The organism is Oceanobacillus massiliensis str. N'diop (genome assembly GCF_000285495.1).
GTDB classification, from domain to species: domain Bacteria; phylum Bacillota; class Bacilli; order Bacillales; family Amphibacillaceae; genus Oceanobacillus; species Oceanobacillus massiliensis.
Genome location: NZ_HE610976.1, coordinates 1029607 through 1044843, shown reverse-complemented (window position 1 = coordinate 1044843; position 15237 = coordinate 1029607). Strand labels below are relative to the sequence as shown.

General features: G+C 35.3%; 19 protein-coding genes. 17 read left to right on the top strand and 2 right to left on the bottom strand.

The genetic code is table 11. From position 1 onward, the window contains the following. Window positions 1-52 precede the first annotated feature (52 nt). From OMHG_RS04965 to OMHG_RS04955, 3 genes are read left to right on the top strand one after another with little or no spacing between them, the layout of a single operon-like run. Window positions 53-505: a JAB domain-containing protein gene (locus OMHG_RS04965; RefSeq protein WP_010648843.1), complete on the top strand. Its 453-nt coding sequence runs from the start codon at window positions 53-55 to the stop codon at window positions 503-505. A gap of 12 nt (window positions 506-517) precedes the next feature. After that, complete coding sequence (locus OMHG_RS04960) at window positions 518-847, top strand: hypothetical protein (RefSeq protein ID WP_010648842.1); 330 nt, start codon at window positions 518-520, stop codon at window positions 845-847. Further along, entirely contained in the window at window positions 837-1082 is a 246-nt protein-coding gene (locus OMHG_RS04955; RefSeq protein ID WP_010648841.1) for a hypothetical protein, read from the top strand. Before OMHG_RS04960 ends, OMHG_RS04955 begins: the two co-directional genes overlap by 11 nt. Window positions 1083-1119: 37 nt before the next feature. Here the strand turns inward: OMHG_RS04955 and OMHG_RS17485 are convergent, their stop codons facing one another. Next, entirely contained in the window at window positions 1120-1596 is a 477-nt protein-coding gene (locus OMHG_RS17485) for an arginine repressor (protein WP_010648839.1), read from the bottom strand. Between the two features lie 305 nt (window positions 1597-1901). On the opposite strand from OMHG_RS17485, the gene OMHG_RS04945 reads away from it, so the two are divergent. The 13 genes from OMHG_RS04945 (at window position 1902) to OMHG_RS04890 (ending at window position 13656) form a co-directional block, all read left to right on the top strand. Further along, on the top strand, window positions 1902-2333 hold the full coding sequence (locus OMHG_RS04945) for a hypothetical protein (protein ID WP_010648838.1): 432 nt from the start codon (window positions 1902-1904) through the stop codon (window positions 2331-2333). A gap of 80 nt (window positions 2334-2413) precedes the next feature. Continuing rightward, entirely contained in the window at window positions 2414-2968 is a 555-nt protein-coding gene (locus tag OMHG_RS04940; RefSeq protein ID WP_147629004.1) for a hypothetical protein, read from the top strand. 49 nt (window positions 2969-3017) lie between these two features. Beyond that, window positions 3018-4700 (top strand): DNA primase family protein, encoded by a 1683-nt coding sequence (locus OMHG_RS04935; protein ID WP_010648834.1) that lies wholly within the window; start codon window positions 3018-3020, stop codon window positions 4698-4700. Between the two features lie 149 nt (window positions 4701-4849). Beyond that, window positions 4850-4972, top strand: coding sequence for a hypothetical protein (locus tag OMHG_RS19220; protein WP_010648832.1), 123 nt, complete (start codon window positions 4850-4852; stop codon window positions 4970-4972). Beyond that, the gene (locus tag OMHG_RS04930; RefSeq protein WP_010648830.1) at window positions 4956-5498 is read left to right on the top strand and encodes a recombinase family protein; all 543 of its coding nucleotides are present in this window, start codon (window positions 4956-4958) and stop codon (window positions 5496-5498) included. The genes OMHG_RS19220 and OMHG_RS04930 overlap by 17 nt, the downstream gene beginning before the upstream one ends. Beyond that, complete coding sequence (locus OMHG_RS04925) at window positions 5470-7158, top strand: recombinase family protein (RefSeq protein ID WP_010648828.1); 1689 nt, start codon at window positions 5470-5472, stop codon at window positions 7156-7158. The genes OMHG_RS04930 and OMHG_RS04925 overlap by 29 nt, the downstream gene beginning before the upstream one ends. A gap of 17 nt (window positions 7159-7175) precedes the next feature. After that, window positions 7176-7466, top strand: coding sequence for a hypothetical protein (locus OMHG_RS04920; RefSeq protein WP_010648827.1), 291 nt, complete (start codon window positions 7176-7178; stop codon window positions 7464-7466). A 307-nt stretch (window positions 7467-7773) separates the two neighbouring features. Then, window positions 7774-8088 (top strand): hypothetical protein, encoded by a 315-nt coding sequence (locus tag OMHG_RS04915; protein ID WP_010648825.1) that lies wholly within the window; start codon window positions 7774-7776, stop codon window positions 8086-8088. A gap of 97 nt (window positions 8089-8185) precedes the next feature. Next, window positions 8186-9229 (top strand): restriction endonuclease PLD domain-containing protein, encoded by a 1044-nt coding sequence (locus tag OMHG_RS04910; RefSeq protein ID WP_010648823.1) that lies wholly within the window; start codon window positions 8186-8188, stop codon window positions 9227-9229. 135 nt (window positions 9230-9364) lie between these two features. After that, complete coding sequence (locus OMHG_RS04905) at window positions 9365-10279, top strand: hypothetical protein (RefSeq protein WP_237566136.1); 915 nt, start codon at window positions 9365-9367, stop codon at window positions 10277-10279. 140 nt (window positions 10280-10419) lie between these two features. Beyond that, window positions 10420-11271, top strand: a complete 852-nt coding sequence (locus OMHG_RS04900) for a DUF6414 family protein (protein ID WP_010648819.1) — start codon at window positions 10420-10422, stop codon at window positions 11269-11271. Further along, complete coding sequence (locus tag OMHG_RS04895) at window positions 11261-12376, top strand: AAA family ATPase (protein ID WP_010648817.1); 1116 nt, start codon at window positions 11261-11263, stop codon at window positions 12374-12376. Before OMHG_RS04900 ends, OMHG_RS04895 begins: the two co-directional genes overlap by 11 nt. A gap of 281 nt (window positions 12377-12657) precedes the next feature. Beyond that, window positions 12658-13656, top strand: coding sequence for a virulence RhuM family protein (locus OMHG_RS04890; RefSeq protein WP_010648816.1), 999 nt, complete (start codon window positions 12658-12660; stop codon window positions 13654-13656). 264 nt (window positions 13657-13920) lie between these two features. On the opposite strand, the gene OMHG_RS04885 is transcribed toward OMHG_RS04890, so the two are convergent. Next, window positions 13921-14439, bottom strand: a complete 519-nt coding sequence (locus OMHG_RS04885) for a DJ-1/PfpI family protein (RefSeq protein WP_010648815.1) — start codon at window positions 14437-14439, stop codon at window positions 13921-13923. Between the two features lie 135 nt (window positions 14440-14574). Here OMHG_RS04885 and OMHG_RS04880 point away from each other — a divergent pair, with 135 nt between their 5' ends. Further along, complete coding sequence (locus OMHG_RS04880; RefSeq protein WP_010648814.1) at window positions 14575-14955, top strand: winged helix-turn-helix transcriptional regulator; 381 nt, start codon at window positions 14575-14577, stop codon at window positions 14953-14955. The last annotated feature ends 282 nt before the right edge of the window (window positions 14956-15237 follow it).

Sequence of the window (15237 nt, the reverse complement as noted above, 5' to 3'; positions counted from 1 at the left end):
TACAGGGCATTAGGGATAACCTCTAAATTATTTATATTAAAGGAGATAATAAATGAATAATTTACCTGCAAAGAGGGTTAACATTGTATCAGTCAAGTTAGTAAAAGAATCTAGTATCCTCTATAAAAAAAGGAGTATTCGCTCACCACAGGATGCGTATGAATTACTAAAAGGATTCTTAGAAGATAAAGACCGTGAGCATTTCATTGTTGTAACCTTAGACACCAAGAACCAACCAGTATCCATAAATGTCTGCCATATTGGTAGCTTAAATGCCAGTATCGTTAGTCCTCGTGAAGTTATGAAATCAGCTATCTTGTCATCTGCAGCGAGCATCATGGTAGCTCATAATCATCCTTCTGGTGAAACCACCCCATCAAGAGAAGACATCGACGTTACAAAACGTCTTGCTGAAGCAGGTAAGCTAATGGGTATTGAGCTGTTGGACCATCTCATTATTGGAGAGGGAAACTACACATCCTTGAAAGAAAAAGGATACATATAAGGAGGAAGGTCAATGTGTTACTACAACGCCGAACATTTCGCTATCTTTATGTCGTTGCAATTTGGAATTGATGTTGATGAAGAACAAGTCGGAGAAGAGTCGGCTCTTTTGTATAAGGAAGAACTTGATGAAAATTTAGTTTCAGAAGAACTGCTTAAGATTGTCCCAGAAATGGTATTGGTTCACTATTGCGTTTACGATAATAAAGAACATGAGTGGTTGGTTTGTGTAGCATCTGATGCTGATACGAACCAATCACTCTTTTTAATTTGCCTAAAAAATGGAGAGAAAGTTCACGAAGAAATTTTATTGAGCGGTGAGGGAAATGAGAATGACACATAAGGTGCGCTCTAGTAAATGGAGCGAGCTAATTGATGAATTAGAAGAACGTTCATTCCAGGGAGTTACGTTTGATATGGCTGATTTGTCTTTTGTCTACTTTTTAGCGAAAGACAAATCTGGTGTTATTGAGATAAAGGTATGCTTTGAAAGAGGGGATATATACCAAAGAGAACTTGGATACGAGGATTGGTGGTATGTAGATTATTTAGAATCGAATACCCACATTGAGAAGTAATAAAGAGGGTGAATCACACCCTCCTTTTGCTATCTAGTTATTCCCCATCGAACAGCTCCAAGAACTCGTCTGAAACTTCATCTCCGTCTGCAAAAAGCACAATGCTATCTTGGTCAATTATTGTCTTTAAGACGATTCCTTTAAACACTTCCTCTATAAGCATGGAGATTTCCTGAGCTTTTCCTTTATCTGTTTTAATAAAAAATGTTTTGACGTGACCACATGTTGCGGCATCACTGCTATGTAGCAATTCATAGAGGATATCTAGGTTGTATTTTTTTTGTTCCTTGTATGAAAGTTCAAAAAAACCATAGCTATTTTTTTTGAAGCCAAGTTCTTTTAAATCCCTCTGCACTGTTGATTGACTAGTATCAATCCCTTGTTTCTTTAGTTCAAACACGATGTCCTCATGTCTAGAGAAATCATTCCTTTCTAATATAAGCCGGATAGATTTTTGTCGGGTGCTTTTAGCAGAACTTCTTTGTTTGTTAATAGATTTGATATTTGAATCCATGATGTTTAACTCCTCCTGAAAAAGTTCACATTTTAGACACATTTCAAAATAACGTTCTTTAAATAGCTGTTTCATTACCAACTATTCAAAACTGACTGAATAATCTTCAATCGATAGTAGACTAATTGTTTTTAATTGAAAAGATGATGGCGCGAGTTACCTAATGAATAAAGTAATGAATAATTATATTATAAATGAATTTTTATAAAGAATGAACCATTGATATAAAAGTAATTTGTTATTCAAAATATAAATTTTATGCGATATATTCATTTGGCAGGACAAAACGATTAGGGGGTAATGAAATGTCATTAGTAAATCATATTCGAAAGAACTATAAAGGAAATCTAACATTATTAGATGATTCGAAAAGAAGTAATGAAGTTTTTTGTGAAGCATCCGAAAAAGAAGCGCATTTAATAGACCTATACGATTTTGGAATTGAATTACAAAGAAATTTCAAAATTGAAAAGGAATATGAAGTGTTACAAAATATTATTTCCTTAAAGAACGTGATGATGTTTGCCGAAATTAATCGCTACAAAAAAACACTGTTTGTGGATATGGAAGAACAAGAGCGAAAGAAGAAGATTCAGCTTGTTGTTGATAACTTAGTGAAATTTGATAAGAAACCAGTGGGTTATGAGATTAAAGAGAATGTAATTATCGTTGCATGGTACTTAGATTCTGTCATAGATACTAATACTTTTACATTCCAACTTGATAGTTTGATTTAAAAATAGAATGGAGGATTAATTAAATGGCATTGAAAAAGGTTAGGCGACCAGTACTCCAAGGAGAAAAGGAGTTTAATGAAATGAAGGAAAAAGAAAGAGTGAGTGCATTGGAGCAGGAAAGTGAAGCCCAAGAACTGCAGCTGGAAAATATAGAAGAGTCTCAAGAAGAACTGCCTTATGACACTAACAATTTGGAACCCAATTATTCTAATCTAATAGAAGGTGAATCGCCTCTTGAACGGCTAATCACTTTTTTGGACGGTAAAGTGAGATTGCCGAGAAAAGCGAAGGTGGGAAAGGGGGTATGCCTTTTCCAAATTAATAGTGTTGCAACAAAAGAAGGTATTCAAGGGAAGTTTGGTTCATATGACCAATACCTATTTACCTTTTCACTATCTCAATCAAGCGAAGAAGTTCCGGTACAGATAACAGTTCCTTTCATTATTTCTTCAAATCCTGAATCGCTATTAATGAAGTTTTTAATGAGCTTTAGGTCGATATTCGAGGGGCAAAGGATTACCGTTCAACAGTTAGTTGGCTTGAGAGGAACATGTGAAATTGACCATTACATTACCGAAGCTGGGGATGAATATGAAAGATTAGTTGTTAAGAGCATAGAAAATCACACCAATTAATAGAGAGAGAAGAATAACCTTCTCTCTCTAAACCAAAAGGAGAAAAGACATGATAAAAAAAATATATGAATTGCAAAAATTTCTTACATTATATCCAATAAGCCAAGTAAGGTTATTAAATTCTTCTGAAATACTTAGAGTGTTGGTCCAAGAAATAGCAATTCCAAAAAGGCTCTCAGTGTTAAAAACAGCTGTCAATATGACAGCAATTGGTGAAGAAAGTGAGTTCTTTTCTGCATTAATGGAATACGTTTATGATATGCCGAAAGGACAGTCTCTTGAACTTTACAGAACTGCTGACACGATTACTGAATCACTAGTACCAGAAGCTTTAATTTTGGAGATGGTTCATGTCTTAAAGGTTGGAAAAGCAGAAGAAAGAGGCTTCCTCTATGATGAGAAAAAGAACCAATTTGCCTTTAATCCCAATGCATTTGCAAGGCATTTCCTTAAACGATGCCATGTGCGTTCGACAAAAGACGGAAGGTTATTCCTCTACAACATGAATGGATTCTATGAAGAACTTTCCGAAGTGAATTTGGGAAAAGTTATCCGAACTGTTATGCATGAAGGCAGGTGGGACAGTTGGAAGAGTAACTATGAAGCTGAGGTTTCCAAGGCTCTTCAACGTGAAGCACCGACAGTTGATGAAATGAATACAAAGCGAGACTTTATCAACGTAAGAAACGGTATGTTGAATTTATCGACCTTTAGGTTGGAAGCACACTCTCCTGACTTTCTTTCGACAGTTCAAATTCCCATTGATTATGACTCAAACGCTCAGGCTCCGAAGTTTCTTGATTTCATGAATGACATAACAGTTAACGATGAAGAATTAATTGGTGTTCATCAGGAACTGATTGGTTATTGGTTGACAGGAGACACCAAGGCTGAAAAAGCGGTTTATTATTACGGGAGTGGAGCCAATGGTAAAAGTGTTTTGGCTTCAATTATCACTGAATTAGTTGGACCCCAAAACGTCAGCAGCGTACCTCTATCCAAGTTTAATGACCAATTCGGTATGGAAAGTATGATTGGTAAGTCGCTTAACATATCTGCCGAGAACGAAATGGGTGGAAAGGCACTTAAAACCGAAAACTTTAAGGCGATTGTTAGTGGAGATAACATCACTATTAACATTAAGTATCGTCCTGCGATTAGTTACCGCCCATACTGCCGGTTGGTGTTTCTAGTCAACAACCTTCCTGATTCATCAGACGTTACAGAAGGCTATTTTCGAAAACTTATTATCGTGCCTTTTTCAAGAACCTTTAAGAAAGACGAACGAGACGTAGATTTGAAAGACGAACTGCTTAAGGAACTGCCTGGAATTCTTAATTGGGCGATATTAGGATTGAAGCGGTTGAGAAGCAATAACTATCAATTTAGTGCCTGTAAAGCAATTGAAGAAACGGAACGTGCTTACTTTGATGAGCAAAATCCAGTGAGAGAATTTTTTCACTCTCATGTGGTCCAAGAGGTCGGTTCCCGAACTAAACAGTCAGACTTCTACAATATGTATAGTCAATGGTTAAATGTCCAGGGAATTGACGACAAAGGAACGAAATCACGTCAAGTATTTTGGCGCTATTTCAAAGTGATTTTAGACAGAGAAAATATCTCGATTGTGAAGAAGAAAGTTAAAGGAACTGTCTACTTTGACGGAATAAAGCTGATAGAATTGGAAGATTTCCGGTTCCCTACTCTAGCTGGCGATATTATTCAGTTCTAGGGGGGGGTAGGGGGTGTGTGAAAAAGCAAAAAACTGCTCAATACCAAAGGCAAAAAACCCAATGAAAGTTTTGTTTTAGCTAACCACCCCTCCCCCCTTCTATCAAGGAAATGAAATATATATTATTACATCGATGAGGAGAACTTGCCATGAACGAAAAAGAAAGTTCAATCTACGAATATCAAAATATGTTAGACATCTTGGCGGAGATGGTCACAGAGTACCTTACAAAACACCCCAAAGGAGGAGATTCCAATGATAAGCAGAGATGAAACTGAACAGCAGAACCAAGAAAAGATAGTAATTTACACAAGAAATACATCGTGGACCCAACCCGAGGGGTACAGAGTTCATCGAGACGTCCAGGTCTTAAAAGACAAGTGTGAGCGTGTTGGATATCAAGTCAGTAGAGTCTACTGGGAACCAAGCTCGGAATCTAATGAGAAAAGAAGAAAAGTATTAAAGCAAATGTTGGAGGATGCTGCTGAAGGCTTGTTCGGGGCAGTTGTTGTTTGGGATGTATTCACGCTTACTCCTGATGGGAAAGAACTTCAACAAATAGAACGAGAGCTTGCAAGATATGGTGTGGAAATTTTTTCAGTAATGGAACCTTTCGACACTTCCACAGGAGAAGGATTGAGAGTGTTTGAGTACATGTGCAAATTACTCAATACGAGACATTTAAGGTTAGCAGCCATGCAAGGGATTCCGCTGTCACTGGTAGCACGTTGGTTAATTAAAGATGAAAACAAGAAAGGGGGTGAATTTGATGCCGAACTCAGCGAGGCAACTACATGACCAGCTTGACCAATTTAGCCGAACTGGAACACAGAAAAGAGCCGCTATCTATGCCCGAGTCTCTACGTTGGAACAGGCAGAAGAAGGGTACAGTATTGACGAACAGGTACGAGTTCTTAGAGAAATGTGCGAGCGAGAAGGTTACGTTGTTCATAAGGAATATGTGGACAGAGGTAAAAGTGGAAAAAATATTAAAGGTAGACCTGCTTTACAACAACTACTACATGATGCCAATAGTAAAGACTTTGAATTAGTGCTTGTTTGGAAGGTGAATCGCTTTTCTCGAAAGACGAAAGACTTGCTTAATATTGTTGAAGAACTTGAAGGGAAAAATATTGTTTTTCGCTCATATACTGAAAACTATGAAACAGCAACTCCTGCTGGAAAAATGCAGTTCCGTATGTTGGCAGTTATTGCAGAATTTGAACGAGATAATATCGCTCAAAACGTAAAGATGGGGATGTTAGCACGAGCAAAGGAAGGTTCCTGGAATGGTGGTCAGGTGCTTGGTTATGATGTCGTAAGCGTTCCAGGAGAGAATCGTAAAAGAAAGCTATCTACCCTTGTGATTAATCCAACAGAAGCGCAAACGGTCCGAAAGGTATTTGACCTTTACGTTGAGGGGAATGGTTACAAATCCATCGCAAACAAACTCAACAATGAAGGACATCGAACAAAAAAGAACAAAGACTTCTCTATCAACGGGGTAAAAACGATTTTAAGCAATCCCCTTTATGCAGGATTTATTCGATACAATGTCCGGAGAGATTGGAACGAGAAGAGGAGAAACAATATCAATCCTCACCCTGTAATTGAAAAGGGGCAGCACGAAGCCATCATATCAGAAGAAACATGGGAAAAAGCAAAAAATATCATGGCGAGCAGAAGCGGCAAGCCTAACCGAATACATGACGGCGAGTTCCCTCTCACTGGTATCATGAAGTGTCCTGCATGTGGGGCAGGAATGGTAATTGGCAGGACAACGAATACACTCAAGGATGGAACAAAAAAGGTTCTGGAGTATTATGTATGTGGAGCTTGGAAGAACAAAGGTTCAGCGGTTTGTCGCTCGAATGGAGTAAGGACGGATTATGCAGACCCTTATGTACTTGAAAAGCTATCAAACATAGCAACAAGTGATGTGCTTATAGAGCAAATTGTTGAACGGATTAATAACAAGAAAGAACGAGATTCTTCTCCACTTCAACACGAGTATGAGACCTTGAAAAAGGCAATAGAATCTAATCAACAAAAGAAAGAGAAGGTCCTTGGTCTGTACGAAGATGATTTGATTCAAAAAGCTGACCTTGTTCAACGATTATCCACGTTGAATGAAGAAAAGGAACGACTTGAAGAGAGGCTATCACCAATTGAATCGCAGATGGGGCAAGGTGGTACACAGCTTATAAACTTTTCTATGGTCAAACAGGTTATGCAGAACTTCATGATTGCCTATCAAGAGTCATTGACCAGAGAGCAGAGGAAAAGGCTGATGCACCTGCTCATCCGTCAAATCACCATCAATGAGGACCGAAAGATTGATACGATACAAATACAACTCAATAAAGAAGTTGCAAAACACTTCACCTTTAAAGGGGGAGAGGATTCATCTATTACGGATGAGTTCTCTCCCCCTTTTTCTATTTTAATTAACCTATAAAAAGGAGCAAATAACTTATGAGCATTATTAATGTATTCAGGAATTACATGGAGGAGCATCACCCACATTTAGCTTGGAAGGACTGGAAAGCGGATGTTAGAACTCTTTCAGTAGATGACATAAGAAACGAAAAGGTTAAGGCTACTATTCCAGATGAAAACAAACCAGAACTAACATGTTGGGTATTCTTCTACGATGGCGGTGCATCAAACGTTGTGTACTTATTACAGGATAAGCATGGTTTAAAGGATATCGGAATTGGTTTGCTGAAAGATGGTGCACTTGTTAAGCCCATTAGCTTTATATGAAGAAATGGCAGTCGGAAAGGTAGAACAATCAATACGTTTACAAGTCAGAGAGGTTTGCTCTATAAGAGTTTTCGTCTCTTTTTTCGTGTTTTATTTTACGGTAAAGGAGGTGAGTTCATGACACCAATTGACCTTTTTAAAGCAGGTGTGGCGTTTGGCGTATCCATCTATGTGTATGTGAAGAAAACAGTAGCCGAAAAATAAAGGGGGGAATTAAAATGCAATACTTTTTAATGGGAACAGTGGTTGGAATTGTAGCTTGTTTAATATCAGAGCTTACACAGAATCCTTCAAGGAGTTATCGTTGATGAAAAGGATTCAATGTTTGACAGACCTTAATAACCTTGCAGGAGGTATACCAGATGAATTGTTAAACTACCTAAGCAGTGAGTTTTCTCACTTATACGAGTATCTAAGTAATGGTGAAAGGATTGAAGAATTTCTTCTTGAAAATCATCAAGCAATATTAATAGTTGAGGATTCTAAAGAATTAGACTTACTGTTACAAAATAGATTAGTACTTGAATATGTTGAAGAAATACAATTAAATTCTTACTTGTGTTTGAGAATAGGAATTTCTCAGTTAGAAGATATACAATTACATTACTATTTGAAAGTGTAAAAGAAAGTAAAATTCTCCCTTACTATTCATAGAAATCAAAAATAATGTATACTAAAATAGGTAAATTGTTACAGCTCTATGTGAGGTGAGGGAGATTATGAAACTATTAAATAATATTTTTTCTAACCATTATATTGAAGTTAAAAAAATTCTCTTAAATGCAGATGAGCTTATGATAATAAGTCCATTCCTAATGGAGTCATTTGATGATTTTTTTAGAGACCTAAACGGTAGGGATGTCAGACATATTTCGTTGATAACTACACTAAAAGATAATAGTCCTGATTTATTAAAAAAGTCAAACTCACTCTATTCCTTTGGCGTGAATTGCCAAAGGAATAATATAAGTTTCAACGTCCGTATTGACAATAAGTTGCATGGGAAAATCTATGTATCTTTGAAATCAGGAGTACCAGTTCAAGGTATTATTACTTCTGCTAATTTTACTAATTCTGGATTAGAAACTAATCATGAATGGGGCGTTCTAATTGACGATAGTAATGTATTATTAAAATTAATTAGTGAAATCAATAGTGTTGAAAGCAGAGTATTAACTACTACAGAATTAGAAGAAATAATAAAAAAGATAGATGCCTTTTCAAAAGCAACTCCTGTGTCTAAAGAACCAAAAATAAGTTTAACTGTCAGTGATATACTGAAAAAAAGAAAGCATACAGTTTCATCTGATAAACGTTACTTTATTAAGCCCGTTGGAGTATCGGACGAGCCCTTTTCTGAGCAGAGGAGACTATCGACAGATATACAAAAGCTTCATTTCTCTAAGAAGAAACCTACTTCTGTAAGAGTAGGAGATATTCTCATATGCTACGGTGTGGGAACGACTAAGTTGTTAGGTTACTTTGAAGTTATTGAAGGTCCTTATTATTTAGAAGGGACGTCTAGCAGATGGCCTTGGGAAGTTAAAGGTAGGAACCTTTGTCCAGCTTATAGTCAAAGATGGAATACTTTTGATAATACAATTTCAAGCATACAAGCTTCATACGATTTTATTGCTCCTATAACGAAAAATAATAAGGGGAAAAACCTTAATGGGTTAATGTTTGGATTAGATAAAATTCAGCTGACAGAAGAATTTGCTAGTCATGTAATTAATATAATAGATGCCTCTGTTGCTGAGTAAGGCTTAAGTTCAGTAAAGAAAAAATATATGGATTGAATACTATTTAAGTTCAACTTATATGAGTTAAGTTGAATAGACATAGGCGAAGAAACTATGAAAGATTTACTCAGTCTATTTCCATCTTCTCCATTTTAAATGCTTAAAGTTGATGGTTATGAATTCCATGATAAATTTTCAATGAAATTTCAATTTTTAGGAGGCAAAAGATTGAACATCTTTCAGTATCAGGAACAAGAAGAAGACCATTATACACACATACTAATGTGTATCTTAGATTATAAAAATCAATTAATTTTACCTCAGTTTCTTAAGGAATTAATACCGCAGGAATCTCTTGATTTTCAACATACTTCCTTGTCTATACATACAAGAAAGAAATTTTGCCCCCAACCACAAAAAGAATATGAGTTTGTTATTGGTATTGCTCCATATAAAAGTGGTTTACCCCATTCAGAATTAGAAGATAATTCCGGGTCAATACCATATGCATGGATTTGTGGAGAAAATTTCAATATACTTTTTGAATTCAAAATAAGAGGAGTTTTAGATGAGGGACAAATATCAGCACATAAAAGATTGATAGGTAAGGAAGATGTTCAAGTTATTCGCCTTACATGGGATAATATTATGGAGAGTTTGGAAGAGATTAAAACTGATGATGAAGTTCTTCGTTATCTATTACAAAATTTCTTAATATTAAAAAATAAATTCAGGTCCAAGAGGCGTTCGTCAGGTATGCCTAAAGAAATTATAGGTCATATAAATAAGAGTGACGAACTTTATTTTATTATAACAGGTAGTAAGTCACATAAACCATATAAGGTAGATAAAGTCTATAATGATAAGATTGAGCTATTACAAGACGATTTATCAGGTGTAACTGCTGCCCGTAAGTATATTGCTCAATATGTAAATCAAAATAAAGATTCACTTCCATTTGATTATTCAGGAGATGCTACGGTAATAAATGACTTTTGTGTTGCTCCTGGGAGAGCAGAAAAAAAGAATCAGTGGAATCAATGGAGATTAGGTTCCTTTTTAATAAAATAGTAGATTATACTTAAGGTATTGAAGAGTGAATATTAGGCTTCATCATAAGTATTGCTTAGGTAATGTCAAAAGTTGCTTTTGATGAATTTATAAGAAATCATTATTTAATAGAGATATCTTTATAAATCGGGGGAATTGCTTTGAAAAATGAAAAAAATAAAGCTCACTTTTTAAAGATAGTTTATTTTGATGAGGGTTCTGCTCTAGATTATTTAGAGGCAAAGCATGGTGGACGTTATGATAAAGTATCTACGGATATCATTCAACGTGTGAAAAAAATTGCTGGAGAAGTGGGCATTGAGGCATCAACCGACCCTAAGATACTTTCATTTATAGTTGATTCATTGTTTGGAATCAAAGGTAGGATTGCTGGGACTGCATCCTACAATAGAACTGGAGATAACAAAGTAAGTGAAACACTTAGTAGTACTGTGTTATCAAATTTCTTAGAAGATGTATATATAGATAAAAATGAGCAACCAGAAAATTTAGCAATGAATTTTGGAATCTTTGACAAAGTAAGACTTGGATTTGTTCCCAATTCAGTCACTTATTTAAAGATGATTTCTCCGATGTTAAAAATAATTAAAGAAGAATCTTTTGGTAGCGATATGCCTATCCAGCTAAGTGCATTAGACCAGATTTTCAGTGATGCAAAGGGTTACTACGAATTAGTCTCAGTTCATAATAATGATACAAACAAGAAAGTATTCCGATTTAATTTCAATGCATTAAGAAACAACTATAGACTTAATGATTTAACAAAGATGGAGTTAACTGTTATTGGAATAAAGGTGGGAGAATGTGAAGAATCTCATTTAGAATGGGAATCCGAATTCGGTGAGAAAAAGTCCACAGATAATAATAGTGCCTTTGAAAATCTTGTTGAAAGAGAGAACAATGAAGGCTCTAAAAATGAAAAAAAGAGTAACGAAAAACTTTTAAGTGTATACGATGTTATATTGGCTGGAGTTGCTAATAATGAAAGTTAACATTTTTTATGGTCCAGATAATGCTTTTAAAGAGTTTATTGATGAAGATTCATTTGTGACAATGAATGAAGTAATGATGCAAGTAGTTGAAACAGAACGCTCTTTTACTATTAGAACAGAAGATTCATCTTGGAGTCCAAGAGAATACACTTACAACACGATAGTTTGTTATAGACAAGAGTACGCTTCAATGTCTACAAGTTTAATCAACAATATAATGCTTTTGTTTAGAAATTTGGAATGTGAGAATATTTACTTTCAAAATCCACCAAACAATATCGTCGCATCACTTCAAAGGAATCATGTTGTGGAGATAAAATACCATGACTATGGGAAGCTTGCAGTAGAGAAACTAACAGAACTAAAAAGGATTTATCAAGAGAGGATTGTAGGACAAGAACATGTACAAAACGTTTTACTACCTGTTATTAATGTATCAAGGGTTCGGCACAGTAACAAACCAATAGTCATTATGTTTTATGGCCCTCCTGGAGTGGGAAAAACTGAAACAGCTAAAATAATATCCGAAGCAATATATGATAATGATAATATTAAAAGATTTCAATTATCAATGTATCAAACAGAACACGCTTTCAGATTTTTGTTTGGTTCAGACCCTCAAGAGGATAGTTTAGCGAAGGATTTACTTTATAGAGAGACCAATGTTGTATTATTTGATGAGTTTGATAAAGTAAACCCTAATTTATATAGTGCATTTTATGAGCTTTTCGACGAGGGGAAAATAGAAGATAGGAATTATACCGCTAAAGTCGACAATGCAATTTTCATTTGCACTTCAAACTACTCCACAAAAGATGAAATTGAAAAGAATGTAGGTTCAGCTATCTTTTCTAGAATTACTGAATGTATTCGGTTCGAAGAATTAAGCGATGAGGATAAGTATTCATTATTGACTAGTCGATTCAATGAATCTTTTGAAAGCCTGCCACAAGAGGAAAAAGATATTCTGTTATCGATTGACAGAGAATCTATGCTAGCAGAATTGGCTGGTGAACTAAGCAACTTAACCAATTCAAGGGTAATCAAGAATACTATTGAAAAATATTTAAGTTACAAAATTTTAAAAGAACGTGAAATTTTGTAGACATAACTAATAAAAACCTCATTTAGATACATCACGGTGAACCGTATCACAAATAGTGGTAAAGCAAAGAGTGGAAGTTGAATTAAGTGAAACGGTACTAGAACAAATTAAATAATAGTTTAGTTGACCCCCTCTAAAAAGTTTGAGGGGGCGTTTTCGTACAAAGGTAAGCCATAATTGATGCGAATAAGTGTTCCATTTTTGTTAAGTATTTAGTGTTAAAAATGGTATAATAGTACATAGAAAAGACGGGTAATAATTTTTTAATGGGAGTGACTAGAATGCAGAATGAAACAAACATTTTAATCTATCAAACTGAGGATGGAAATACAAAAATTGATGTTAGATTGGCAAATGAAACCGTTTGGATGACACAAAAAGCAATTGCCGAATTATATCAAAAAAGTGTAAACACAATTAATGAGCATATTAAAAATATATATGCAGAAGGTGAGCTTCAAGAATCGGCAACTATTCGGAAAAACCGAATAGTTCAAACTGAAGGAAAGAGAGAGGTTGAACGTGAGGTATCTTTCTACAACCTTGAAATGATTCTCGCAATCGGCTATCGAGTTCGTTCTCATCGAGGCACTCAATTTCGACAGTGGGCAACTGCTCGTCTAAATGAATATCTTGTCAAAGGTTTTACAATGGATGATGATCGTTTGAAAGAAATGCGCAACTTCGGAGAGGATTATTTCGATGAGTTACTGGAACGAATTCGAGATATCCGTGCTTCAGAAAAGAGGTTCTACCAAAAGATTACGGATATCTACGCTACATCTGTAGATTATAATCCAGATGCCGAGATTACTCAGAAGTTCTTTGCAACAGTTCAAAACAAATTACATTTTGCAATCCATGGTATGACGGCTGCTGAACTTATTTCAAATAGATCAGATGCGGAGAAAGAAAACATGGGACTTACTTCATGGAAAGGTGATAAAGTACGAAAACGAGATGTTACTGTTGCTAAAAATTATCTATCTGAAAAGGAGTTAAAGTCGCTTAATCGAATTGTTACGATGTATTTAGATTATGCTGAGGATCAGGCAGAACGCCACCGCCCAATGTATATGAAGGATTGGATTGATAGACTAAATGCATTTCTGAAGTTCAATGATCGTGATATTCTTGAAAACGCTGGAAAAGTCTCGAAAGCCGTTGCAGATGAGATTGCGATTCAAGAATATGAGAGATATAATCAACAACGAATTGTTCAAAACACTTCCGATGATGATTTTGATAGATTTATCGAGAGTAATAATTTGAAAAAGTAATAAGGTTAGTAATAAATCAAATAAAAGGAGACAGGAGACTACTATGATCTCCTTTTATTCTATATGGAAATTAGGTGTGAACATATATATTACCAATGAACCAAGTTGAACCGTATCACAAATAGTGGTAAAACAAAGAGCAGAAATTGTGCTTGAAAATCAGTGGTTAGATAAGTTATTTACTAACATAAAATAAGGAATAAGAGAAGATTAAACATTGAAAAAGCCTCCGGTATACACCAAAGGCTTATATCATCTTTTATGTTAGTTTATTGCATTAACTAGTGCTTTTCCAAATTCTTCGGCGCCATCTGGGCCGTCACCTGTGATAATGTCACTATGTGCAATAACATGTTTCTCGACATATTTTACATCATTTTCTTTCAGTTGGTCTTTTTGTACGTCAACAGGGTAGCAAGTTGCCTCTCTACCTTCAAGTAATCCGGTTTTCACAACAGTGACTGCACCAGCACAAATTCCGGTAACTATAACATTATCTTTATATGCTTTCTTTAAATAGGTGGATAATTCCTTGTTTTCCCAAAGATGATCATATGTGCCAGATCCGCCAATGACAGAAATAACGTCAAAGTCGGTTGCTGTAGTATCGGAGAAGACCTTTTCGGAAATTGCCTTACCTTCAAAGTCGCCAATAATTTCGCCAGTTTTTGTGCTTGCAATTGTTACTTCTATTACTGCATTTTCAAGTGCCTCTTTCGGTTTAAATAATTCATCTTCATTAAATCTTTCGGGTGGTATAATTAAAAGTGCTTTTTTACTCATAATTGTTATTCCTCCTAAAATAGTTTATCTTTAACTCACATATTTATATTACAACCTGTTTGTAATTCTGAGAAGAATGCACTTTTTTGTAACAGAGTAACCTTAAAGTAACAATTGAAAGCGGAGGCCGAAGATATGTTGGATACACTTAGAGATGAAATTAAAGAGAAGATAATAAATGGTGATTACAACTGTGAAAAAGAACTTACTTTATCGATTATCAGTGGAAAGTGGAAAGTTGTGATTCTATGGCATTTAGGTGTTGAAGGTCCGCACCGCTTTAGTGAATTGCAAAGATTATTTCCTAAAATATCCCACAAAATTTTAACGAATCAATTAAAGGAATTGGTGGAAGACGGCATTGTACATCGAGAGGTTTATCCAGAAGTTCCGCCTAGAGTGGAATACTCAATGACTGAGTTGGGAATGACGTTACTTCCAATTGTGGAAATGATGTATGATTGGGGAAAAAAACGAATAGAAGAAATCAAAAGAGAAATAGGGAAATCAAATTAAAAATGATAGAGTGTTTAATTGAAAAGGTATTGTGTATAAAGGAATTACTATTAAAAAGTGATGAGGTAAGAAACCAGAGGACTATTATGGTCTCCTTTTATTTATATGGAAATTAGGTATGAACATATATATTACCAGTGAATTTAGTTGAACCGTATCACAAATAGTGGTAAAGCAGCGAAGTGAATTTGTGATAGAAGGAGACATCTTAAAGCAAATATTATAAGTAAACCCGTAAGAGTGATTCATTGCATTCTTACGGGTTACTTTGTATTAGAAAGT

Excerpts from the sequence above, each read along its gene's own strand:
- OMHG_RS04965 (WP_010648843.1), top strand. The coding sequence starts at position 53 with ATGAATAATTTACCTGCAAAGAGGGTTAACATTGTATCAGTCAAGTTA.
- OMHG_RS04960 (WP_010648842.1), top strand. The coding sequence starts at position 518 with ATGTGTTACTACAACGCCGAACATTTCGCTATCTTTATGTCGTTGCAA.
- OMHG_RS04955 (WP_010648841.1), top strand. The coding sequence starts at position 837 with ATGACACATAAGGTGCGCTCTAGTAAATGGAGCGAGCTAATTGATGAA.
- OMHG_RS17485 (WP_010648839.1), bottom strand. The coding sequence starts at position 1,596 with ATGGATTCAAATATCAAATCTATTAACAAACAAAGAAGTTCTGCTAAA.
- OMHG_RS04945 (WP_010648838.1), top strand. The coding sequence starts at position 1,902 with ATGTCATTAGTAAATCATATTCGAAAGAACTATAAAGGAAATCTAACA.
- OMHG_RS04940 (WP_147629004.1), top strand. The coding sequence starts at position 2,414 with ATGAAGGAAAAAGAAAGAGTGAGTGCATTGGAGCAGGAAAGTGAAGCC.
- OMHG_RS04935 (WP_010648834.1), top strand. The coding sequence starts at position 3,018 with ATGATAAAAAAAATATATGAATTGCAAAAATTTCTTACATTATATCCA.
- OMHG_RS19220 (WP_010648832.1), top strand. The coding sequence starts at position 4,850 with ATGAACGAAAAAGAAAGTTCAATCTACGAATATCAAAATATGTTAGAC.
- OMHG_RS04930 (WP_010648830.1), top strand. The coding sequence starts at position 4,956 with ATGATAAGCAGAGATGAAACTGAACAGCAGAACCAAGAAAAGATAGTA.
- OMHG_RS04925 (WP_010648828.1), top strand. The coding sequence starts at position 5,470 with ATGCCGAACTCAGCGAGGCAACTACATGACCAGCTTGACCAATTTAGC.
- OMHG_RS04920 (WP_010648827.1), top strand. The coding sequence starts at position 7,176 with ATGAGCATTATTAATGTATTCAGGAATTACATGGAGGAGCATCACCCA.
- OMHG_RS04915 (WP_010648825.1), top strand. The coding sequence starts at position 7,774 with ATGAAAAGGATTCAATGTTTGACAGACCTTAATAACCTTGCAGGAGGT.
- OMHG_RS04910 (WP_010648823.1), top strand. The coding sequence starts at position 8,186 with ATGAAACTATTAAATAATATTTTTTCTAACCATTATATTGAAGTTAAA.
- OMHG_RS04905 (WP_237566136.1), top strand. The coding sequence starts at position 9,365 with ATGCTTAAAGTTGATGGTTATGAATTCCATGATAAATTTTCAATGAAA.
- OMHG_RS04895 (WP_010648817.1), top strand. The coding sequence starts at position 11,261 with ATGAAAGTTAACATTTTTTATGGTCCAGATAATGCTTTTAAAGAGTTT.
- OMHG_RS04890 (WP_010648816.1), top strand. The coding sequence starts at position 12,658 with ATGCAGAATGAAACAAACATTTTAATCTATCAAACTGAGGATGGAAAT.
- OMHG_RS04885 (WP_010648815.1), bottom strand. The coding sequence starts at position 14,439 with ATGAGTAAAAAAGCACTTTTAATTATACCACCCGAAAGATTTAATGAA.
- OMHG_RS04880 (WP_010648814.1), top strand. The coding sequence starts at position 14,575 with ATGTTGGATACACTTAGAGATGAAATTAAAGAGAAGATAATAAATGGT.